Annotated in this window: 17 protein-coding genes, 2 tRNA genes and 1 riboswitch; of the genes, 13 read left to right on the top strand and 6 right to left on the bottom strand. The window is 65.6% G+C overall.

Features of this window, described 5'->3' with window-relative positions; all coding sequences use genetic code 11:
• Positions 1-53: 53 nt before the first annotated feature.
• Positions 54-1,994, bottom strand: coding sequence for an FAD/NAD(P)-binding protein (locus FDW84_RS06655; RefSeq protein WP_138607734.1), 1,941 nt, complete (start codon positions 1,992-1,994; stop codon positions 54-56).
• Positions 1,995-2,059: 65 nt separating this feature from the next.
• Between FDW84_RS06655 and FDW84_RS06650 the strand changes: the two genes are divergently transcribed.
• The 4 genes from FDW84_RS06650 to FDW84_RS06635 all read left to right on the top strand — a co-directional run bounded on the left by FDW84_RS06650 (position 2,060) and on the right by FDW84_RS06635 (position 6,599).
• On the top strand, positions 2,060-4,384 hold the full coding sequence (locus tag FDW84_RS06650) for a prolyl oligopeptidase family serine peptidase (RefSeq protein ID WP_138607732.1): 2,325 nt from the start codon (positions 2,060-2,062) through the stop codon (positions 4,382-4,384).
• Positions 4,381-4,905 carry a GNAT family N-acetyltransferase gene (locus FDW84_RS06645; protein WP_138607805.1) on the top strand — a complete coding sequence of 175 codons (525 nt, stop codon included), beginning with the start codon at positions 4,381-4,383 and terminating at the stop codon, positions 4,903-4,905. The genes FDW84_RS06650 and FDW84_RS06645 overlap by 4 nt, the downstream gene beginning before the upstream one ends.
• Before the next feature lie 58 nt (positions 4,906-4,963).
• Positions 4,964-5,052 (top strand) — tRNA-Ser (locus FDW84_RS06640).
• Positions 5,053-5,150: 98 nt separating this feature from the next.
• Positions 5,151-6,599: an MFS transporter gene (locus FDW84_RS06635; RefSeq protein ID WP_138607730.1), complete on the top strand. Its 1,449-nt coding sequence runs from the start codon at positions 5,151-5,153 to the stop codon at positions 6,597-6,599.
• Between the two features lie 73 nt (positions 6,600-6,672).
• Here the strand turns inward: FDW84_RS06635 and FDW84_RS06630 are convergent, their stop codons facing one another.
• The gene (locus FDW84_RS06630; RefSeq protein ID WP_138607728.1) at positions 6,673-8,850 is read right to left on the bottom strand and encodes a RecQ family ATP-dependent DNA helicase; all 2,178 of its coding nucleotides are present in this window, start codon (positions 8,848-8,850) and stop codon (positions 6,673-6,675) included.
• A gap of 148 nt (positions 8,851-8,998) precedes the next feature.
• Here FDW84_RS06630 and FDW84_RS06625 point away from each other — a divergent pair, with 148 nt between their 5' ends.
• The 4 genes from FDW84_RS06625 to FDW84_RS06610 are packed head-to-tail and all read left to right on the top strand — an operon-like array spanning position 8,999 to position 11,733.
• On the top strand, positions 8,999-10,417 hold the full coding sequence (locus FDW84_RS06625; protein ID WP_138607726.1) for a phosphomannomutase/phosphoglucomutase: 1,419 nt from the start codon (positions 8,999-9,001) through the stop codon (positions 10,415-10,417).
• 6 nt (positions 10,418-10,423) lie between these two features.
• Complete coding sequence (locus FDW84_RS06620) at positions 10,424-10,942, top strand: hypothetical protein (RefSeq protein ID WP_240721411.1); 519 nt, start codon at positions 10,424-10,426, stop codon at positions 10,940-10,942.
• 15 nt (positions 10,943-10,957) lie between these two features.
• A complete protein-coding gene (locus FDW84_RS06615; RefSeq protein ID WP_138607724.1) occupies positions 10,958-11,407 on the top strand; it encodes an RrF2 family transcriptional regulator in 450 nt (149 codons plus the stop codon).
• A gap of 35 nt (positions 11,408-11,442) precedes the next feature.
• Entirely contained in the window at positions 11,443-11,733 is a 291-nt protein-coding gene (locus FDW84_RS06610) for a ferredoxin reductase domain-containing protein (RefSeq protein WP_240721410.1), read from the top strand.
• 89 nt (positions 11,734-11,822) lie between these two features.
• On the opposite strand, the gene FDW84_RS06605 is transcribed toward FDW84_RS06610, so the two are convergent.
• Positions 11,823-13,649, bottom strand: coding sequence for a phosphoenolpyruvate carboxykinase (GTP) (locus FDW84_RS06605; protein ID WP_138607722.1), 1,827 nt, complete (start codon positions 13,647-13,649; stop codon positions 11,823-11,825).
• A gap of 276 nt (positions 13,650-13,925) precedes the next feature.
• Here FDW84_RS06605 and FDW84_RS06600 point away from each other — a divergent pair.
• The 3 genes from FDW84_RS06600 to FDW84_RS06590 all read left to right on the top strand — a co-directional run bounded on the left by FDW84_RS06600 (position 13,926) and on the right by FDW84_RS06590 (position 16,378).
• Positions 13,926-13,999: transfer RNA gene (locus tag FDW84_RS06600), tRNA-Arg, on the top strand.
• Between the two features lie 153 nt (positions 14,000-14,152).
• Complete coding sequence (locus FDW84_RS06595; protein ID WP_371419140.1) at positions 14,153-15,604, top strand: dihydrolipoyl dehydrogenase family protein; 1,452 nt, start codon at positions 14,153-14,155, stop codon at positions 15,602-15,604.
• Positions 15,605-15,712: 108 nt separating this feature from the next.
• Positions 15,713-16,378, top strand: coding sequence for a hypothetical protein (locus FDW84_RS06590; protein ID WP_240721409.1), 666 nt, complete (start codon positions 15,713-15,715; stop codon positions 16,376-16,378).
• Between the two features lie 26 nt (positions 16,379-16,404).
• Here FDW84_RS06590 and FDW84_RS06585 read toward each other — a convergent pair whose 3' ends face one another.
• Positions 16,405-16,932, bottom strand: a complete 528-nt coding sequence (locus FDW84_RS06585; RefSeq protein ID WP_138607716.1) for a SixA phosphatase family protein — start codon at positions 16,930-16,932, stop codon at positions 16,405-16,407.
• Positions 16,933-17,152: 220 nt separating this feature from the next.
• Positions 17,153-18,019 carry a winged helix-turn-helix domain-containing protein gene (locus FDW84_RS06580; protein WP_138607714.1) on the bottom strand — a complete coding sequence of 289 codons (867 nt, stop codon included), beginning with the start codon at positions 18,017-18,019 and terminating at the stop codon, positions 17,153-17,155.
• A 758-nt stretch (positions 18,020-18,777) separates the two neighbouring features.
• Between FDW84_RS06580 and FDW84_RS06575 the strand changes: the two genes are divergently transcribed.
• Both FDW84_RS06575 and FDW84_RS19265 read left to right on the top strand, forming a co-directional pair.
• Positions 18,778-18,957 (top strand): hypothetical protein, encoded by a 180-nt coding sequence (locus FDW84_RS06575; RefSeq protein WP_371419138.1) that lies wholly within the window; start codon positions 18,778-18,780, stop codon positions 18,955-18,957.
• 260 nt (positions 18,958-19,217) lie between these two features.
• Positions 19,218-19,379: riboswitch (cyclic di-AMP (ydaO/yuaA leader) on the top strand.
• A gap of 5 nt (positions 19,380-19,384) precedes the next feature.
• Positions 19,385-20,122 (top strand): aggregation-promoting factor C-terminal-like domain-containing protein, encoded by a 738-nt coding sequence (locus FDW84_RS19265; RefSeq protein WP_171046687.1) that lies wholly within the window; start codon positions 19,385-19,387, stop codon positions 20,120-20,122.
• 107 nt (positions 20,123-20,229) lie between these two features.
• Here the strand turns inward: FDW84_RS19265 and FDW84_RS06560 are convergent, their stop codons facing one another.
• Positions 20,230-20,607, bottom strand: coding sequence for a glyoxalase superfamily protein (locus FDW84_RS06560; protein ID WP_138607710.1), 378 nt, complete (start codon positions 20,605-20,607; stop codon positions 20,230-20,232).
• Positions 20,608-20,639: the final 32 nt, after the last annotated feature.

Genomic DNA, 20,639 nt, shown 5'->3' with positions numbered 1-20,639 from the left:
TGTGACAGAGCATTTGGGCTTTAAGCGCATCAAGTGAGAGAGCGTCCGGGCAGTTACAGCCCGAGAATTGCCTGGGCAATCTCGTCCGCGTCGCGCAGGGTGCGCTGGCCGCTGCGGTAGGCAGGCTCCCCCGGCTGCTGGGCTTCGGCAGCGATCGCGGTCCCCCACTGGGAGGAGGAGAGCTGCAGCCCCAGCACGTAAAGGTTTTCCGTGACGGAGCCGTTGGCTGCCACCGGCCGGTACGGATGCGGCACAACGTCCAAACCGGTGGACTGCACGGGAGCCCCCTCCGCCGTCATCATGAGTTTGGACCGCACCAGGCCCTCGGCCAGCAGGCGCTCCAGGACCGGCGAATCGTTGGCAGACACCCTGTTGCCCGGGGCAAGGGCCTCCACCATGGTCCTCGCAGTGACCGGCGGCCCGTCCACCCAAGGGGACGCTGCAGTAAACACTGCATTCCTGCGGTCCACCCCGAATTTGGGATCCGGCCCCACAAAACTGACAACTCCTGCGCGTGCCAGTGCAGCCAGCTGTTCTGAGCGCAGCGCCGGCGGTCCGCTGGCCAGGCCCTCAACAAAGGACTCGAACCAGCCACGCAGGCCCGCAACCCAGGACTCATCGGTAATGCCGCCGTCGGCCACTGCCGTCTTGAGGACTGCACGGCCGCGGTGCAGCGCCCCGATGGCCATCTTCACCGGATCATCCTCGCCCAGCGCGGAGCGCCGGGCATCGTCCAGCAGGTATTCCACCACCGCGGCGTCGAGTTCCGTGCGCGAGGGGAACGAGCGCCCGGCCAGCGGCGCTGCCAGTCCCGGCAGGTCCAGCCGGTGGCGGGGGCCGACATGGACCGCCAGCACACTCTCCACGCTGTCCTCCCATTTGGCGGCACTGTGCGCATGCGGGTGCAGTGCCTCCTCAAGCGCGGCGAGGAAGGCCGCCGTGTCCGGAACCGCACCGGGCTGCGAGCGCACCAGGGTGGTGTAATAGGCCCAAAGGGTGTCGCGGTGCAGCAACGGCCACAGGTCATGGTCGAAACCCGGCCGGATACCGGCGGTGCGGAAGCGCTCCAGCGCAGCTTCCGTGAGGTAGCGCAGCCTGACCGACGACGGGTAGTAGCCTTCCAGCCCAGCCTTCGCCCGGTAGGGGGTGCCACGCCGGGACGCCGCGATAATGAGCGGCTCCTGGCCCGACGGTTCATAGTCCAGCCGCCCGCCGCTGCTGACGAACTTTCCGCCCCGGCCCTCCGTAAGCTGCACCATCGTGTCAAAGAAGTTCAGGCCCATACCGCGGACCAGCACAGGTTCACCGGCCGGAATGGCAGACCAGTCAACGTCCGCCGGAACGGCAGGCGGCAGGTACTGCAAATTAAGCTGTTGCGCCGAGGCCCGCAGTTCCCGCTGTTCCGGGTTCAGCTTCGACGGGATGTGGCCCAGGGCCAGCACCACCGCATCGGCGCGCAGCATTGTGCCGGTGGCAAGGCTGACGTCGAAGCTCCCGTCTGCGGCGGGGCGCACTGACTCCGCGTTGGTTTCGTGGAAGTCGATGCTGACGCCGTCAGGCGCCTTTTCCATCAGCTCCTCCAGGGTGCAGCGGAGGTAACGGCCGTAGAGGGCCCGGCTGGGAAAGTCGCTGGACGCCAAAACCGCCAGTTCTGCCCGCTCGTCTGCCGTCAGCGACGGCAGCGGAATGCGCTGCTGCACCGCCCGCCACTGGTCGAAGGTGGCACCGGCAACCGGCGGGGCCAGGGACGGTTCCTGCGGAATCAGCGTCGGATAAAAGGACTGCGTGTTCATCAGGTACAGCCGGGACTGCTGTGGCTGCCACACGTGGCCTGGCCCTGCCGGATAGGGGTCGATGACGTCGACGTGGAGCCGCACTGACCCGGGCCGTCCTGCGCCCAGGGCCGCGGCGTTGGCAAGCAGGCGTTCCAGCACGCTGGTGCCCCGGGGGCCGGCACCAATGATGGCGGTCCGGATGCTCTGCGTTTTTTCCACGGCATCCAGAGTACGGGCTGACGGCGTGACTTGCCCGCCGGGACCGAAGTTGTTTGGATGGCCCAATGACCACCACTGCAGCTGATCCAGCACCCGTCTCCGGTTCCGGCGATACCTCAGGCGGCGTCCCCTCGGGCGTCGCCCCCGAGCCTACCGACGAGAATGTGTGGCTGGAGGACATTTACGGCGAAGAGCAGCTTGCGTGGGTCAAGGAGCAGAACTCGCGCACGGAAGACCTGCTGGAGGACGCCGACTACGCGAAACTCGAGAACAGCATCCTGGAGGTGCTGGACTCCACGGACCGGATCGCCATGGTGGGCAAGCGCGGCGACTGGTACTACAACTTTTGGAAGGACGGGCAGAACCCGAAAGGGCTGTGGCGCCGCACCACCTGGGAAAGCTACTGCTCGGATTCCCCCGAATGGGACGTCCTGCTGGATGTCGACGTCCTGGCCGCCACTGAGGGCCAGGAGTGGGTGTTCCACGGTGCCACCTTCCTCCGCCCCAAGGCCGGGGAGCCGTACCGGCTGGCACTGCTGGCCCTCTCCCCCGACGGCGGCGACGCCAACCGATACCGCGAGTTCGACGTGGAGCGCCGCGCCTTCGTGGACCCGGCAGGCGGCGGCTTCGACCTTCCAACGGCGAAGGGCAACGTGTCCTGGCTGGACGCCGAGACGCTGCTGGTCGCCTCCACGGCTGAGGGGCTGCCGAAGACCGCGTCCTCCTATGCCCGGACCGCTGTGACCCTCAACCGGGGCGCGTCATTGGCCGAAGCGCCGCTTCTCTTCGAGGTCCCCCAGGACCACATGATGGCAGTGGTGGCACACGACCCCACGCCCGGCTTCGAACGCACCTTCGCCGTTGACTACATCGATTTCTTTAATCGCAGGAACCTGGTGCTGCGAGACGGGGACTGGGTGCAGATCGATGTTCCCACCGATGTCAACGTCAGCGCGCACCGGGAATGGCTGCTGTTCCGGCCCCAGCAGGACTGGGCCCTTAACGGCGTGACGCACCCGGCAGGTTCGTTGCTCGCCTGCGGGTTCGAGGACTACCTCGCCGGAGCGCGGAACCTTACGGTGCTGTTCGCACCGGATTCCCGCACGTCGCTTCAGTCCTGGAGCTGGACCCGGAACTTCCTGCTGCTCAACCTCCTCAAGGACGTCTCATCAGAGATCCGCGTGCTTGACCCGGCCCGGCCGGGGGCTGGAGCGGACGGCCCCGGCGCAGGCAGCGCCTGGGCCTCCACCCTCCTTGATGCGTGCCCGCCCCTGCATGACGTCAATGCTTACGCGGTGGATGACGAAGACGAGTCAGCGGCCACTGCGGACGGCGGCGCGGGCGACGACTTTTGGCTGGTAGCCACCGGCTTCACCACCCCCACCACTCTGATGCGGGGCACGCTGGAGCGCGACACACCTGAATGGAGCACCCCGGAACACCTGCATGACGACGGCGGGCGCCAGGAGGATAGCGGGTCACCCGGCGTGGTGAGCCGGCATGCGGTGGTCAAGTCGTCGCCGTCGTTCTTTGCCGACAGTGAGTATGACGTCCAGCAGCACTTCGCCGTGTCCGACGACGGCACCCGCATCCCCTACTTCCAGGTTGGACCCCGCGACCTCGCACTGGACGGGCAGAATCCCACGCAGCTTTCCGGCTACGGCGGGTTCGAGGTGTCCCGGACGCCGGCCTACAGCGGCACGGTGGGCAGGGCGTGGCTGGAGCGGCGGACCACCGGCGTCCCGGGTCCGGATGGGCAGGCCGCCCATTCACGTGGCGGAGTCTATGTGGTGGCTAACATCCGCGGCGGCGGCGAATACGGGCCGGCGTGGCACCGCGCGGCATTGCAGGAAAACCGGTACAAGGCCTACCAGGATTTTGCAGCGGTGGCCAAGGACCTCATAGCCCGCGGGGTGACCTCCCGTGAGCGGCTGGGCTGCGTGGGCGGGTCCAACGGCGGGCTGCTCGTGGGCAACATGCTGACCCGGTACCCCGAGCTTTTCGGCGCAGTCTCCTGCGGCGTGCCGCTGCTGGACATGCGCCGCTACACCAGGCTCTCGGCCGGCCACTCCTGGATTGCCGAATACGGCGACCCGGACGTGCCGGAGCAGTGGGAGTACATCAAGACCTTCTCTCCCTACCATCTGCTCAAGGACGGCGTCGAGTACCCGGAAACCTTCATCTGGACGGCCACCTCGGACGACAGGGTGGGTCCGGTGCAGGCCCGCAAAATGGCGGCCCGCATGCTGGCGATGGGCATCCCGAATGTCTGGTTCCACGAAGCACTTGAGGGCGGGCACGCCGGGGCGTCAGACAACCGGCAGGCCGCGGCTCTGCAGGCGCGCAGCCAGCATTTCCTGTGGAGGGCGCTGGCCGGCGGGACCCCATGACGCCGGCGCTGACGGTGCGGCGCGCTGCCGCTTCCGATTGTGAGCGGCTGGCCGAGGTGCACCTGCGCTGCTGGCGGGAAACCTACCAGGGGATGCTGTCCGACGCGTTTCTGTCGGGGGTGGGTCCGGCCAACCGGTTGGCACTGTGGCGGTCGCTGCTGGACCGCCCTGAACCGGCCGAGGCATGGGTGGCGTGCGACGGCGGCACAGTGGTTGGTTTCGCCGGTGTCCGCCGCGTGCCGGCCGGGGATGCAACGCATCCTGTCCCGCCGCCGCCGTGCGGCAGCCTCGAACTGTGGGGGCTCTATCTGTTGGCATCGCACCAGGGGCTGGGGCTGGGAGCGCGGCTTCTGGAAGCCGCGCTCGGGGGTGAGGCGGCGAGCCTCTGGGTTGCAGGCGAAAATGCGAAGGCCATCAGGTTCTACCGCCGCTTCGGCTTTGAACCCGATGGTGCCGAGGACATCCTGGTGGACTGGGAGAACCTTCGTGAGGTCAGGATGGTGCGGGCAGCCCGGCGGTGAGCCGTTTTGCACTGGATGCCCGGATCTGCGTATCCTTGGTGGGCTAGGAATAGCAATTGGAGACGTGCCAGAGCGGCCGAATGGACTTCACTGCTAATGAAGGGTCGGGGTTAAACTCGACCGGGGGTTCAAATCCCCCCGTCTCCGCGTTTGGCCCCGGTCCACGGACCGGGGCCTTTTGCGTACCCGGTCCGGGGAACGGACACCCTGCACGTTGGCCGTACCGCCGGTGGCAGGATAAGCGGATGGCAGCAAGCAACCAGGTGGCTGAGGGATCAGGAACCACTCAGGTCTGGAACCCCCGCCTCGCGCTCCTGGTGGCCGCGACGTTCTTCATGGAGTTCCTCGACGGCACCGTCCTCACAACGGCCATCCCCAACATCGCTGCCGACTTCGCTGTGCCTGCTGCCGACGTCAACATCACCATGACCGCATATTTGTTGACCGTGGCCGTCGGGATTCCCCTCAGTGGGTGGCTGGCCGAGCGGTTCGGCGCACGGCGGGTCTTCTGCCTCGCCATCGCGGTGTTCACCGTCGCATCCCTGGCCTGTTCCCTCAGCCAGGACCTCACCATGCTGACGGCAAGCCGCATCCTGCAGGGTGCCGGCGGGGCCATGATGGTACCGGTGGGAACCCTGGTGGTGCTGCGGGGAACCCCAAAATCCGAGCTCCTGCGTGCAACCGCCTTCCTTGTGTGGCCCGGCCTGCTGGCGCCGGTCCTGGCTCCGCTGGTGGGCGGTGCGCTCACCACGTACTTGTCCTGGCACTGGATCTTCCTGATCAACCTTCCGCTGGGCGCCGTGGCCTTCATCGCCGCTTTCCGGCTGGTCCCTGCCACTACCGGTGATCCCGGCCGAAGGCTGGACTGGCCAGGCCTGCTTCTCACCACGGCGGGAGTTGGAGCCTTGGTGGTGGGGCTGGAACTGGCGAGCACCCATCCCGATCTTCCCTGGGCCGGCATCAGTGCCTTATCAGGAGCAGCGGCCCTGACTGGCGCTGTCCTGTGGATGCGTCACAGCCCGAACCCGCTCTTCGACCTGGGCGTCTTCCGTACCCGTACCTTCAGGGCGATGGCCACCGGCGGCTTCATCTACCGGCTGACCATCAGCTCGATACCCTTCCTCCTTCCGCTGATGTTTCAGCAAGGGTTCGGCTGGACCCCGCTGCATGCAGGCATCATGGTGGCCGCCGTTTTCATCGGCAACATTGGCATCAAACCCGCCACCACACCCCTCATCAGGCGTTTCGGCTTCAAGGCGATGCTGGTCTTCGCTTCCCTGGCGTCGGCGGTGACCTTTGCCCTCTGTGCCCTGCTGACGCCCGAGACGCCGCAGGCGCTGACCTTCGCCCTGCTCGTGTGCAGCGGAGCCTTCCGCTCCATCGGCTTTTCGGCCTACGCGTCGGTGCAGTACGCCGACATTGTGCCGGCGCAGCTGACTTCCGCCAATACCGTCTCAGCCACCCTGGTCCAGCTCGGCACCGGCACCGGCATTGCCGTCGCGGCACTCCTGATCCGGTCCTTTCACGGGCTTGCGGCCTTCCCACAGGATCCCGCAGGGCCATTCCGCGGCGCCTTCCTGGCCATGGCCCTGCTGATGCTGGCCAGCACCGCCGACAGCCTCTTCCTGCCGCGCCACGCAGGAGCAGAAGTCAGCCGACCGAATGCGAACCGGGCTGGGCCCCGGCCGGTCTAAGCTGAACCAGCCCGGGCTGCGACGGCCTGGACTCAGCCGGCCTGCACTCCGAGGCCCGGCTCATTTGGCCGGCTCACCCCGCTTGCGCCAGGACCAGCGGAAGCACAGCCCCCGCGCCTGATTGGCGAAGAGCGCGGCCGCCGACGGTGAGCGTCCACCTGCTGTCCACAATGTCGTCGACCAGCATCACGCTGCCGCCCTGCAGGGAAGCCAGCGCGGCCTCGAGCTCCGGCCCCACCACCAGTCGGTCCCACACCCCGGCCAGGCGATAGGCGCTGTTGCCACCGCGGCTCCCCGTAGGGCCGCCGTGGGCCAACTGCAGCTCACCCAGGTAGGGGATACGGCCAATTCCAGAGATGCCCTGCGCGAGGGAACCTACCAGCTCCGGCTTGGAGCGTGAAGGGATGCTGACAATGCCGGCAGGCCGCCCTGCTCCGCTCCAGCCCGGGGTGCGGGTATCCCCGGCACCCCATTCGCGCAGGACCTGCACGCACGCCTGCAGCATGCCCGGCTCCACGGGACGGTCCGGCGCGCCGGCCGCAAACAGGTCGCGCAGTGCGCCGCCCCAGCCGAGGTCCGTCAACCGTGCCAGGACCCGCCCTTCAGCGAGTCCTTCTGCAGCTTTCAGCTTGCCCTTGACCGGAACGCCAAGGCGGTCCATCCCACTGGGCCACTGCAGCCTTGCTTCCAGCACACCACCAGCCCTGCTGAGGGTCTGCCCGGCTGCAGCGGTAGCTGTTTCATCTATCTCTGCCGGGAACCAGCGCCCCGCGCAGTTGTCGCATCTCCCACAGGGATGGGCGGTCTCGTCGTCAAGGACGGAGGTGATGTATTCCATCCGGCAACCGGCGGTGTCCTGGTAGATCACCATGGAGTCCTGCTCGTCCACGCGGGCTTCGGCAATCCGCTGGTACCGCTCGGCATCGTAAACCCAGGGCTGCCCGGTGGACCGCCATCCCCCGCCCACCCGCTCCACTGCGCCGTCCACGGACAGCACCTTCAGCAGCAGCTCCAGCGGAGTACGGCGGAGATCTACCCGGGCTTCCAGTGCCACCGTAGAGAGGGCTGTGCCTGCTTCCGCCAGTGCCGTGAGAACGGCCGCTGCTTTTTCCTCAGAGGGCATGGATGCGGTGGCGAAGTACTGCCAGATGTCCCGGTCTTCGGTGCCGGGCAGGAGCAAGACATCGGCGTTGGCTGCACCACGGCCGGCACGTCCCACCTGCTGGTAGTACGCCACCGGCGAGGACGGGGCGCCCAGGTGGACAACAAAACCCAGGTCAGGCTTGTCGAAACCCATACCCAGGGCGGAGGTGGCCACCAGCGCCTTGACCTGGTTGTCCTTCAGCAGCTGTTCTGCCCGCTCCCTGTCGGCCGGGTCGGTGCGGCCGGTGTAGGCCAGCACCTCGTGGCCGGCCTCCGCCAGGAGCCTTGCGGTGTCCTCCGCCGCAGAAACGGCCAACGTGTAGATGATTCCGCTGCCGGGAAGGTCGGTGAGATGGGTCAGCAGCCAGCCCAGCCGCTGTTTGGCATCCGGGAGTGTCAGGACACCCAGCCGCAGCGAGTCCCTGCCCAAGGCGCCGCGGATTGTCAGGACGCCCACGCCGAGCTGCTCTTCGATATCGTGTACCACCCGGGAGTTGGCGGTGGCAGTGGTGGCCAGCACCGGGACCGAATCCGGCAGCTGGGTGATCAGGTCCGCGATCCTGCGATAGTCCGGCCGGAAGTCGTGGCCCCAGTCCGAGATGCAGTGGGCCTCGTCAATCACCAGCAGGCCGGTGCGCCGGATAAGTTCGGGGAGCTGGTTTTCCCGGAACGACGGGTTGGTCAGCCGTTCCGGGGAGACCAGAAGGACATCCACCTGGTCGGCGGCCAGCTGTTCGCGGACGTTGTCCCATTCCAGCTGGTTGGCGGAGTTGATCGCCACCGCACGGACCCCTGCCCGGGCGGCTGCGGCCACCTGGTCCCGCATCAGGGCAAGCAGGGGCGAGACGATGAGGGTGGGCCCGGCCCCCCTACGGCGCAACAACAGCGAGGCCACGAAATAGACGGCTGATTTCCCCCACCCTGTCCGCTGCACCACCAGAGCCCGCCGGCCGCCGTCGACCAGTGCCTCGATCGCCTCGAACTGGCCCTCATGGAAGCCCGCCTCCGGGTTGCCCACCAGTTCACGGAGGACCTTCAAGGCCTGTCCATGGGTGGCGGAGGCAGGAGCAGGATCAGTAGTTACCGTGGCGTACTGGTTATCGACCATTGATTCAGTATCCCAGCCCCCTCCGACAGCCGGCACCCTGCGATGTCTTATGTGGAAACCCTGAGGCTCCACATATTGCCCGCACACACGACTGCCTGGCCTGCGCAACCTGGCCACCAGTTCCGGGCTTGCCCGTAAGATAAAGCCCGTGACTAGCGAACAGACAACGACTTTTGACCTTTCGGCGTCCTTCAAGGCGTATGACGTCCGGGGCATCGTGGGCCAGACCATCACCGCCGAAATTGTCGAAGCCGTGGGGGCGGCGTTCGTGGACATCCTGCAGCTTGCAGGCCAGACCATCCTGGTGGGTGGCGACATGCGTCCTTCCTCCCCGGAATTCAGCAAGGCCTTCGCCAACGGCGCAGCCACCCGGGGCGCAAACATTGAGCTGCTGGACCTGATTTCCACCGACGAGCTCTACTTCGCCTGCGGCTTCTACAACCGCGCCGGTGCCACCTTCACCGCCAGCCACAACCCTGCCGGCTACAACGGGATCAAGATGTCCAAAGCCGGTGCCGTGCCCATTTCCTCGGAAACAGGCCTCAAGGACATCCAGGCCCTAGCTGAGCAGTACCTCAACGAGGGTTCCATTCCGGCGGCGGGAAGCCGCGGCCACATCAGCGTCCGCGACGTCCTGAAGGACTACGCGGAATACCTCCGCAAGCTCGTTAACCTGTCCAATTCCCGCCCGCTCAAGGTGGTTGTGGATGCAGGCAACGGCATGGCCGGCCTTACCACCCCGGCAGTGCTGGGCGACACCCTGCTTCCCAAGCTGCCACTGGACATCGTTCCGCTCTACTTCGAGCTGGACGGTTCTTTTCCCAACCACCCTGCCAACCCGCTGGAACCGGAGAACCTGCGGGACCTGCAGGCCGCGGTGATCGAGCACGGCGCGGACATCGGCCTGGCCTTCGACGGTGACGCCGACCGCTGCTTCGTGGTGGACGAAAAGGGTGATCCCGTATCGCCGTCGGCCATCACCGGCATGGTGGCCCGCCGTGAAATTGCCCGCGCGAAGGCCCAGGGGGAGGCAACCCCCACGATCATCCACAACCTTCTTTGCTCCCGCGCAGTGTCCGAGCTGGTGGAGCACGACGGCGGACGGCCGGTCCGCACGCGCGTGGGCCATTCCTTCATCAAGGCAGTCATGGCAGAGGAAAGCGCCGTGTTCGGCGGCGAGCACTCGGCCCATTTTTACTTCCGCGACTTTTGGAACGCCGACACCGGCATGCTGGCGGCGATGCATGTTCTGGCCGCGCTGGGCGAGCAGGACGGACCGCTTTCGGATCTGGGCCGGGAGTACGAGCCTTACGTCAGCTCTGGGGAGATCAACTCCGAAGTCGATGACAAGCCCGCCGCAGTGGAGCGGGTGCGCACAGACTTCGCCGGCGAGGACATCACCATCGACACCCTGGACGGCAGCACGTTCACGGCCAACGACGGCAGCTACTGGTTCAACCTGCGCCCGTCCAACACCGAGCCCTTCCTCCGCCTCAATGCCGAAGCTACAGACCGGGCCACCATGGAACGGATCCGGGACCGGGTCCTGTCCCTTGTCCGGGCATAGGGCAGCATGACCAAAGAAACCAGTCCGGCCAATGAAGGACAGGGCTCCCGGGATGACGGGTCCCAGGAGCCGGCCTCCTGGCGGGATTCTGTGCCGGAAAGCACCGCCACGGACCTGGAGAACCTCCTGGGCACGGGCATCAGCGCCGCGCAGGAGCAGCTCCAGCGCAACGGCGGCTTCCTGCCCTTCGCACTGACAGTACAGAACGACGGCGAGGTGCGGCTTGTTGCGGTGTCGCCGGCAGATTCCGCGGAAGGGTCTGACGGCGACTTCGATGCCGACGCGATGATCAGCGATCTTACAGCCCTCCTGCGGCAAAATCGGGAGGATTTCCGCGCTGCTGCAATAGTCTGCGACATCCTGCTGGTTGAGGAAGACTCGGACGCGATCCACGTTGCAGCCGAGCACTGCGATGGTTCTGTCTTCGCGGCGGCGCTCCCCTACTCTGCTAATGCCGGAACCCAGACGTGGGAGTTCGGGGAGTTGAGTGCGGACACGAACAAACCTGCTATCTGGCTGGACTAGACCGGCCTGACGCGCATGAAGATCAACGCCTTTGCCGACGTCAGCCTGCGGGCCCTGATGGTGCTCGCAGCCGCCCCTGGCGGCAGTCTGCTGACCACGCAGAACATCGCCGCTTCCGTGGGGACTCCGTACAACCACGTCAGCAAAGCCATGGCGAAGCTGCGCAGCCTGGAGCTGATCGAGGTGGTTCGCGGCCGGACGGGCGGCTCCCGGCTGAGCCACGCGGGCCGCAACGCCAGCGTGGGACAGGTGCTGAGGCAGCTCGATACCCGCACTGATGCCGCCGAGTGCGTGGCCCCCGGCGGAAACTGCCCGCTCATCAACGAATGCAAGCTTCGTTCAGCGCTGGCCAGGGCGCGCGAAGCGTTCTACCGGGAACTCGATTCGGTACTGATCGCAGATCTCCCCGGTGCACGCCAGATGGCTCCGGTTTTCAGCATGATCGGGCTGCGTCAAGGCCTCTGACTCCACCCGGTTCCGGCCGGCAGGTGCTGGTGCTGGTGGCGGAAAGCACCCTGGACGCCTGGGCCCTGCGCAGCCAGGTGACGGACGACGTCAAACGCCTGGAAGGCGCCGAGCTGCAGCTGTGGCTGGAACAGCCAGTGGCGGGAGCCAGGGCAGGCTTTGTGTCCTTGCGCGAGGTGGACTTGCCGGCGGATGCTGCCCTCTACCTCTGCGGCCCGCTCCCCTTCATCATGAAGAACATCCGGAACGAGGCCATCAATGCCGGTATCCCGGCCACCCGGATCCAGTACGCGGTCTTCGGCCCGGACATTTGGCTCGCCAACTAAATAAGCAGCGCGACGACGGCCCCGCACCTTTACGAAAAAGGTGCGGGGCCGTCGTCGTTAGGACGCCGTTGTCCTCAGCGGCGAAGCGTTCAGCCCAGCCGGGCCTTCAAACCTTCAAGCTCCGACCGGAGCGCGTCCGGCAGTGAGCCACCGAAGTTTGCGAACCATTCCTCGATGGAGGCAAGTTCCGCGGCCCACTCGGTGGGGTCGACCTTCACGGCCTCTTCCACCTGTGCAGGAGTCATGTCCAGGCCTTCAAGGTCGATGGCGTCTCCGCTCGGCACGAAACCGATCGGTGTTTCCACGGCGTCGGTCTTGCCTTCAAGACGCTCGATCGCCCACTTGAGCACGCGGGCGTTGTCGCCGAAGCCGGGCCAGGCGAAGCCGCCCTCGGAGTTCCGGCGGAACCAGTTGACCAGGAAGATGGCGGGCAGCCGCTCCGGGTTTGCCTTCGCGGACAGGTTGACCCAGTGGTTCAGGTAATCGCCGGCGTCGTAGCCGATGAAGGGCAGCATGGCCATGGGGTCGCGGCGCAGGACGCCGACGGCACCGGCCGCTGCCGCAGTGGTTTCCGAGGAAAGCGTTGCGCCCATGAAGATACCGTTGGACCAGCTGCGCGCCTGGGTGACCAGCGGGATGGTGGTCTTGCGCCGGCCGCCGAACAGGATGGCGGAAAGCTCGACACCCTCAGGGCTGTAGTACTCCTCGGCCAGCATGTCGATCTGGTCAATGGGAGTGCAGAACCGGGAATTCGGGTGGGCCGCAGGCTTGTCGGAAGCGGGCGTCCAGGAGTTGCCCTGCCAGTCAGTGAGGTGCGCCGGCACCTCGTCCGTCATGCCCTCCCACCAGACACCGCCGTCGTCGGTCAGCGCCACGTTGGTGAAGATGCTGTTGCCCTTGGCGATGGCGCGCATGGCGTTGGGGTTGGTGCCCCAACCTGTGCCGGGCGCGACGCCGAAGAGGCCGGCCTCGGGGTTGACCGCACGCAACTCGCCTTCCTTGCCAAACCGCATCCAGGTGATGTCGTCGCCGAGGGTCTCAACCTTCCAGCCTTCGATAGTGGGATCGAGCAGCGCCAGGTTGGTCTTGCCGCAGGCGGAGGGGAAGGCGGCGGAGACGTAGTACGTCTTCTGTTCGGGGGAAGTCAGCTTGAGGATGAGCATGTGCTCGGCCAGCCAGCCCTCGTCGCGGGCCATGACGGACGCGATGCGCAGGGCGTAGCACTTCTTGCCGAGCAGGGCGTTGCCGCCGTAGCCGGAACCGAAGGACCAGATGGACCGCTCTTCGGGAAAGTGGACGATCCACTTGTCGGGGTTGCAGGGCCACGGCACGTCTTCCTGGCCCGGCTGCAGCGGCGCGCCCAGGGAGTGGAGCGCCGGAACGAAAAAGGCGTTGGTTTCGGTGATGCGGTTCAGGACGTCGGTGCCGATCCTGGCCATGATGCGCATTGACGCAACAACGTAGGCACTGTCCGTGATCTCTACGCCAAATTTGGGATCCTCGGCGTCGAGGTGGCCCATGACGAACGGGATGACGTACATGGTGCGGCCGCGCATTGAGCCGGCGAACAGGCCGCGCAGCTTCTCCTTCATCCGGGCCGGGTCCATCCAGTTGTTGGTGAACCCCGCGTCACGCTTGTTTTCGGAGCAGATAAAAGTCTGCTCTTCGACGCGGGCCACGTCAGCAGGATCGGAGAAGGCCGCGAAAGAGTTGGGGAAAAGATCCTGGTTCAGGCGGGTCAGCGTTCCTGCTGCCACCAGCTCGTCGGTGAGGCGGGTGTTCTCCTCTTCGGAGCCGTCAACCCAGTAGATACGGTCCGGCTGCGTTAGCTCAGCAACCTCCTCGACCCATGCCAGTAGACCGGCATGTGTGGTGGGTGCGTTATCAAGCAGCGGCTTCTGCGCCAGATCGCCCATTTCGGTTCCCTTCCTCGGGTTCATCGGTGTGTGCTAAATGCTATGGTCCGGACCACTCCAGTTTTTTGGCCGCTTACTGACCAATTCCCGACACAAAAATTGATTTCCGCGGAAATTCAAGGAAAAGTGTCAGCGAACAGCGCGATTAAGTGACAAAGGTCACCTATACCGGTCTAGTCGTGCAGATTACATAGGTCTCGATTTGGCACGACGGCCCACCCTCGCGTAAAGTAATTCGAGGTTCAGGGAGAGCGGTTCTTCTCCAGGACACGAGATGCGCCCATAGCTCAGCTGGATAGAGCGTCTGTCTACGGAACAGAAGGTCAGGGGTTCGAATCCCTTTGGGCGCACAGATAAGGTCCGCACCGGTTCGCCGGTGCGGACCTTCTGCGTTAAACACAGGTGCGGTATCTTGTGGGTTAGCAGCCCCATCTTGTGGGGCAAGCCGACCCCATCGTCCGCACAGGCAACTCCCACCTGCCCCGGCGTAGGCTGTCCCCATGATGCCCCAGCCTGTGAAGCAGGAATATGACGTTATTGTGATCGGCGCCGGCGCCGTGGGTGAGAACGTAGCGGACCGAGTGGTGCAAGGCGGCTTGTCCGCAGTGCTGGTGGAGGCGGAACTCGTGGGCGGCGAATGCTCCTACTGGGCGTGCATGCCGTCCAAGGCGCTGCTGAGGCCCGGTACTGCCCTGCACGGCGCCCAGACATCCCCCGGCGCCAAGGAAGCTGTCACGCGGACACTGGACGCTGCTGCCGTCTTCAAGCGCAGGGACTACTTCACCTCCAACTGGCAGGATGACAGCCAGGTTGCGTGGGTGAAGGACTCGGGAATCGGCCTCATCAGGGGCCATGCCTGGCTTACCGCCGCCAAAAGCGTTGAAGTGGCAGGCCTGGACGGAACATCCCACCAGTTGCTGGCACGCCATGCGGTGGTCCTTGCCACCGGATCCCTGCCGAACGTCCCTCCCGTCCCAGGGCTGGAGCACCTGCAGGTGTGGGGCACCCGGGAGGCAACTTCTGCTCAGGAAGTTCCGGAGCGGCTTGCCGTCCTGGGCGGCGGGGTAGCCGGCACTGAACTGGCCCAGGCATACGCCCGCCTTGGGTCCGCGGTAACGCTGGTGGCACGCAGCAGGCTGCTCAGGAAATACCCCGAGGAAGCCGCCGCGCTGGTGGCTGCCGGCCTGCGCGCGGATGGAGTGGAGATCCACCTGAACACCGAAACGAAGAGCATCAGCGGCAACGACGACGGCACTTTCACCCTGCAACTGGGCGACGGGACGTTCATCACTGCAGACAAGGTACTGGTCGCCACCGGCCGGCATCCCGCCCTTGATGGCCTGGGGCTGGAGGGTATCGGGTTCGAGCCGGACCAGCATGGACAACTGGATCTCAGCACGGACAGCTCGGGGCTGGTGCAGGCAACTCCGGGGGACGAACCGTGGCTGTACGCGGTGGGCGACGCCGCCGGAAAGAACCTCCTGACGCACCAGGGAAAGTACGAGGCCCGGGCAACCGGAGACGCGATCGCAGCCCGGGCGAAAGGAGAGCTCACCGGAACGCCGGAGGCCTGGAGCCGCTACGCCCAAACAGCAAACCAGCACGCGGTACCGAACGTGGTGTTCACGGATCCTGAGCTTGCGACTGTTGGCCGCACCTTGGAAGTTGCCCGCGACGACGGGTACAACGCTTCCTCAGTGGAGCTTCCCATCCAGGTGGCAGGTTCCTCGCTGCATGCGGAGAACTACCAGGGCTGGGCGCAACTGGTGGTTGACGAGGACCGGCAGGTCCTGCTGGGAGCCACTTTCGCCGGCCCGGACGTCTCCGAACTCCTGCACGCTGCCACCATCGCTGTGGTGGGCGAAGTGCCGCTGAACAGGCTATGGCATGCCGTGCCCTCGTATCCGACGATCAGTGAGGTGTGGCTGCGGCTGCTGGAGAAGTACGGACTTTGAGCTGTGGAGACGGAACGGCAGCAGCGTGACACTGAAGTGTTGCGGCAGTCCCGACCAGACTGCGCGGCCTGGTGCTGAGGAACCTGCGCCTCGGGGATGATGGAGTGCATGGGGTACAGCGGAAAATTTGCAGTCACCACCGGCATCGTTGCAGCCGGCCTGCTGGTGCTGACCGGGATGACGCTCGCCGAGCCGGTGTTTGTGGCGTTCGCCGGTGTCCTGGCTCTGGCGTGCCTCGCCTGCATCGTGGAGATCCTTGGCCGGGGCCGCCGCCTTGCCCTGCTCGCTGCCGGTGCTGGAACCAGCCTGACGATTGCTTTTTCGCTGGCCTTCCTCAGCACCTGGGAACTGGCATTTAGCGGGGAATCGTCCTTTATCGGCACGCCGCTTCCCACCGGCGACCCGGACAACTACTTTTTTGGGGCTGCCGCGGCGGCCCTGGGCACGTTGCTGGTCCTGTTCCTCGGCGCGTGCTGGCCGCGGGGGCGGCGGTTGCTAAGCCCGGGCGGGAAGGCCACAACGGTAAAGCGACGAGCTGCGATGGCGGGCCGCCGGCCGGGGGCCGCAGGTACCCGCCAGCGGAGACCCACCCAGCAGGGGGCAGCAGGGGCAGCAGGGCAGCGCGGAACGGCCGCACGCGCTAGCGGCGGGGGAACCGGCGGTTTCCGCCCTCCTGCGCGCGTTCCTGCAGCAGCCAAGCGGCCGTCGTCGTCCGCTTCTCCTTCGACCAAGCCCGCAACCCGGCCCGGCAGTGGCGCATCCTCGCGCCGCTGACCGGCGCTGCCGCTGCTGTGTAGCAGCTAGTGCGCGCGGGGAACCTTAAATTTTGTGATGCGCGCGTCCTGGCCGTCCAGCTCCGCCCATGGTTTCTCCGTTTCCAGGACGGTAAGCGCATTGGTGGGAAAACGGGTGGCTGCGTCCATGTAGGCGTCGTGGTCGGAGTCCCTGGAGGCAAGATGCATGGCGAGGTCCTGCACGCCGGGCAGATGCGAAATCAGCATCAGCGTGGTGACCGTATCCGGAACGTGGTTGATCACCGTCAGCATCCGCAGCGCTGAGGCTGCGTACAGGCCATCTTCAAGCTTGGGTGTGGGCGCTTTGTCACCGAGTTCAGAGCAGACCCAGGTGCACGTTTGCCGGGTGCGCAGTGCGCTGGAGCAGAGGATGAAGTCGGGGACGATGTTGTGCTTGAGCAGCCAGCGCCCTGCCAGCGGCGCTTCCCGGTGCCCCCGCTCCTCCAGCGGACGTTCATGGTCAGCCACCCCGCCAGGCCAGTCAGCCTTGGCATGCCGCATGATCACAAGTCGCCGAAGATGGTGCTCACTCATGGCCTTAGCCTAGTCGCCACAAAATAAAGCCGCGGTGGCACATGCCCGGTGAGCGCGAGCTGAACGACAGAAGGCGACACACGCCGGAAGCGCCGTTGTTGCGCTGGGCCCACGCCGCCAGCGTTCCCTGGCCGAGCTTGCGAGGCGAGGGTGGCGGTGGGGAGGTACGATCGCAGGCGCAGAGGGTTCCTGCCGCCTTCTGTCGGTGCTGAAGTACGAGCTAGATCGAGTACTCCGGAGCGGCCCAGACGACCACCTCGGGGTGCTCGTAGAACCGGTAGCCCTGGCCGCGGACCGTGCGGACGGTATTGGCCAGGCGGCCGAGCTTGGAGCGCAGGCGGCGGATGTGGACGTCGATGGTGCGCTCGTTGGGCACCTCTTCGGCGTTGCGCCACAGGCCTTCGAGGAGCTCATCGCGGCCGACGGTGCGTGTGCCGTTCTCCACGAGATAGTTCAGGAGTTCGAATTCCTTGAAGGTCAGGTTGAGCGACTCGCCGTCCAGGTGTACTTCACGGCGGGCCAGGTCAATCAGGACGCCGGACGGGCGCGGCTCCTGGGCCTGCGGGGGGCGGGGTGCTTCGCTGCGCTGGCGGGTGTTGACTGTGGGGTCGCCGAAGGTGGAGCGGACGACGTCGAGCGCGGAACCGGGCGTGCCGGCAGGGGCTACCGCAACGGCGGCGTAGCTCTCGGCTCCCGCCACCAGGGACTGGGCGTAGGCCCGGATCTCCTGGGCCAGCTTGGCGATGGAGGTTCCGGCCGCCGCCGCGGTCTCCTCATCGATGCCCATGTACAGGACGAAGCCGCGGGCCACATTGTCGTTGGAAACAGGACGGACGGCGTTGGGCCCAGCGACAACCGGGGTGGGCGCGGTCATGGGCGCTGTTTCGGCAGGCTGGACGGCACGGAGCTGTCCGTAGGAATTGGGGTTGAAGCCCTGCGGCGCATAGCCCTGCGAGGGGAAGCTGCTCCCGGAAGTAGAAGGGGAAAGGGCGGGACGCGGCCCAAACCCGGGACGGAGGCCCGAGGGCTGGCCGGCCTTGGCGGCGTTACGGACAGAAATGTGGACGTATCCGGATGCAACTGACATGTTTGCTTACCTCAATGTGAATGGCCGTCGTGCACGGCCCGAATGCTGGGTTTCCCCGCACTGCGAACTGGGAAGGGGGGCCCGACGCTGGGCTGGGGGCGAATGCCTAAAAACTTCGGAGGGTGGGAAGGTCAGGCGCACATTCGACAACAGCGCATGTCGGCAGCAGCGGATGTGCTGGGCCAATATTCTGCGGCTGCAGGTGCTGTTGAGTTCTTGTTCACATTGGAAGTGTGCAGCGTAACAATGACAACTTGCAAGTAACAATGGACGTGATAGTCCGCATTGTGAGACCTAAAACGGCTAACGTGGCGCAAATCACGATTTCGGCGGACCGCGAAAAATAACAGCTGTTATCCGACGACCACGGCCTACCGCCGGGGTTTGGAGAACAATGTTCGGGGCAACCCCCCTCATGGGCACTTTTCTTCAGGAAGTGGCGCAATGGAAGAATTCCCCTCCCCGCACTTCCGGCCTGTCCAGTCAGCGTTTTCCTGGACAGGAAAAATTTTCCGCTTGATCGACAGAGGAGCCAGATCCAGCGCAGGAAACAGGGGTAATCGCAGTATTGCGCTCGTTAAAACCGCATCCGCAGCTGACACGCTAGTGCGCCACAACAGCGCCTGAACCAATGAGGGCGAGTTGTTCCATGGCCACCGCAGGCCCTGACAAACAACCTCCCCGCCGGACGGCGACAAGTCGCTGGCCAGGGCCTGAAGCCAGTCTGCACGTACGACACCCTGGCGGAGGACCTGCTGGTGCTGGCACGGCTCGATGAGGGCAAGCCGCTGGAGCTCAGCGAGGTTGACCTGACCCAGCTTGTACTGGAAGGAGTCAGTGACGAGAAAGTCATGGCACTGGATCACGACCTGGCGCCCGGAACTCCCGACGAGCCCGCGGTGGTCCAGGGAGTCCGTCGCATCTGCGGCAGGTCCTGATGCGCCTCGGACTGTCGTCGCCGAGTCCATTGTTGTCGAGGCCCCATTGGCGGACGGTAACGGTATCGTCACGGACCCGCCGTACCCGGTTCTTGTTCAGCTTTACCTTATGCAGTAAGGGGCGAAGGGCTTGGCAAGAGCGCAACACGGCACGCCGAAATCCGTGATCTATGTTACCAAAATGTGACTTAAGTACTCCTCTCCTGTACCGTCGATTGGGTGCGGTTCCCCTTTGTGCCGCATATCCGGATGACGCCAAGCTCTGCCACTTCCCGGATTCCGCTTGAGCAAAAGGCAGAGGCGGGGGACCCACCGTCCCGGGCATTCAGTTGCCCTTGGGGTTAAGCCAGCACGTGATTTTCCGTGTGGCCGGATGCCCTCATCCGAACCCGACAGCTAACTCCGCAGGTGTGAGAGGCGAACCATCATGTCAAAATTCCTTGCAAAAGCACGCCCAAAATCCGGGCCTGAAACCCATTCCCCGCGTGCAGCAGGCAAAATCCCGTCCTTCGGCCAGCGCGCCGCAATCGTTGCAGCTTCCTGCGCACTCCTTGTTGGGGTAGGAGCCGCAGGCCAGGCTACTGACGCCGGCAACCGCGTGGCAGCCACGGAGACGCAGGCTGCCGAGGCCCAGTCCAAGCTCAGCATCGAACAGAGCGAGATCCAGGCCAACCCTGCACCTTCGGCAGAACCGATCAACGTGGTGCCGCAGGCCGCCGAGCCTGCTCCCGCCCCGGCCGCCGAGCCCGCCCCTGCAGCTGCGCCGGAACCGGCACCGGCATCCGCGCCGGCACCCGAGCCTGCTCCGGCACCTGCGCCCGCTCCTGCTCCGGAACCCGCACCCGTCGTCGCAGTCAATGACCCCGCCGGTGCCCAGGCCTACGCTGCCGGCCAACTGGCTTCCTACGGCTGGGCCCAGGACCAGATGCAGTGCCTGGTAACGCTGTGGGACAAGGAATCCGACTGGACCACCACGGCCACGAACCCCAGCAGCGGCGCCTATGGCATTGTCCAGTCCCTGCCGGCCGAGAAGATGGCCAGTGCCGGGGCCGACTACCTCACCAACTACCGCACCCAGATCAACTGGGGCCTGGACTACATCCAGGAGCGCTACCAGTCACCGTGTGGAGCCCTGAACTTCCACTACGCCAATAACTGGTACTAGACCCAACTGCCGCTGAGTCTCCCGCTTTTCCGCTCCGCACGCGCAAGTCCCGGCACACAGCCGTCGGCCTGCCTTGGCTGGAGGTCAAAGCAGGGGGACTTAGTGCTTTACTGGGCGTCCCGGCCAGGGATATATTGCACCGCCCAGCGGTTCCCGTCGGGGTCGGCGAAGTACACGAAATGGCCCCAGTCCTGGATGTCCACGTCGCTCACGTCCACCCCGTTTCCCTTCAGGTGGTCATGTGCTGCCTGGATGTCGCTGACCACCAGTTGGAGGTTTGAGCCGGTTCCGGGAGGCGCGTCAGTGAGCCCCTCCCCGATGCAAATGGAACAGGCCGAGCCGGGAGGCGTCAGCTGGACGAACCTGATGGCATCGGTGGGGCGCTCATCGAAGTCGGCGTTGAACCCCACCTTGTTGACGTAGAAGTCCTTGGCACGGTCTACATCGGATACGGGGACGTATGCAAGTTCCAGTTTCCAGTCCATCCGCACAGGGTAGCTTTGCGGATGGAGAGCAG

The organism is Pseudarthrobacter sp. NamE5 (genome assembly GCF_005796225.1).
Classification (GTDB): domain Bacteria; phylum Actinomycetota; class Actinomycetes; order Actinomycetales; family Micrococcaceae; genus Arthrobacter.
Note: the sequence above shows the minus strand (reverse complement) of the source record. Positions and strands in the feature narration are given on the sequence as shown.

Coding starts and splice junctions, on each gene's coding strand:
- FDW84_RS06605 (WP_138607722.1), bottom strand. CDS start 13,649: ATGGGCGATCTGGCGCAGAAGCCGCTGCTTGATAACGCACCCACCACA.
- FDW84_RS06620 (WP_240721411.1), top strand. CDS start 10,424: ATGACCAAAGAAACCAGTCCGGCCAATGAAGGACAGGGCTCCCGGGAT.
- FDW84_RS06615 (WP_138607724.1), top strand. CDS start 10,958: ATGAAGATCAACGCCTTTGCCGACGTCAGCCTGCGGGCCCTGATGGTG.
- FDW84_RS06590 (WP_240721409.1), top strand. CDS start 15,713: ATGGGGTACAGCGGAAAATTTGCAGTCACCACCGGCATCGTTGCAGCC.
- FDW84_RS06595 (WP_371419140.1), top strand. CDS start 14,153: ATGCCCCAGCCTGTGAAGCAGGAATATGACGTTATTGTGATCGGCGCC.
- FDW84_RS06585 (WP_138607716.1), bottom strand. CDS start 16,932: ATGAGTGAGCACCATCTTCGGCGACTTGTGATCATGCGGCATGCCAAG.
- FDW84_RS06635 (WP_138607730.1), top strand. CDS start 5,151: ATGGCAGCAAGCAACCAGGTGGCTGAGGGATCAGGAACCACTCAGGTC.
- FDW84_RS06645 (WP_138607805.1), top strand. CDS start 4,381: ATGACGCCGGCGCTGACGGTGCGGCGCGCTGCCGCTTCCGATTGTGAG.
- FDW84_RS19265 (WP_171046687.1), top strand. CDS start 19,385: ATGTCAAAATTCCTTGCAAAAGCACGCCCAAAATCCGGGCCTGAAACC.
- FDW84_RS06650 (WP_138607732.1), top strand. CDS start 2,060: ATGACCACCACTGCAGCTGATCCAGCACCCGTCTCCGGTTCCGGCGAT.
- FDW84_RS06630 (WP_138607728.1), bottom strand. CDS start 8,850: ATGGTCGATAACCAGTACGCCACGGTAACTACTGATCCTGCTCCTGCC.
- FDW84_RS06580 (WP_138607714.1), bottom strand. CDS start 18,019: ATGTCAGTTGCATCCGGATACGTCCACATTTCTGTCCGTAACGCCGCC.
- FDW84_RS06560 (WP_138607710.1), bottom strand. CDS start 20,607: ATGGACTGGAAACTGGAACTTGCATACGTCCCCGTATCCGATGTAGAC.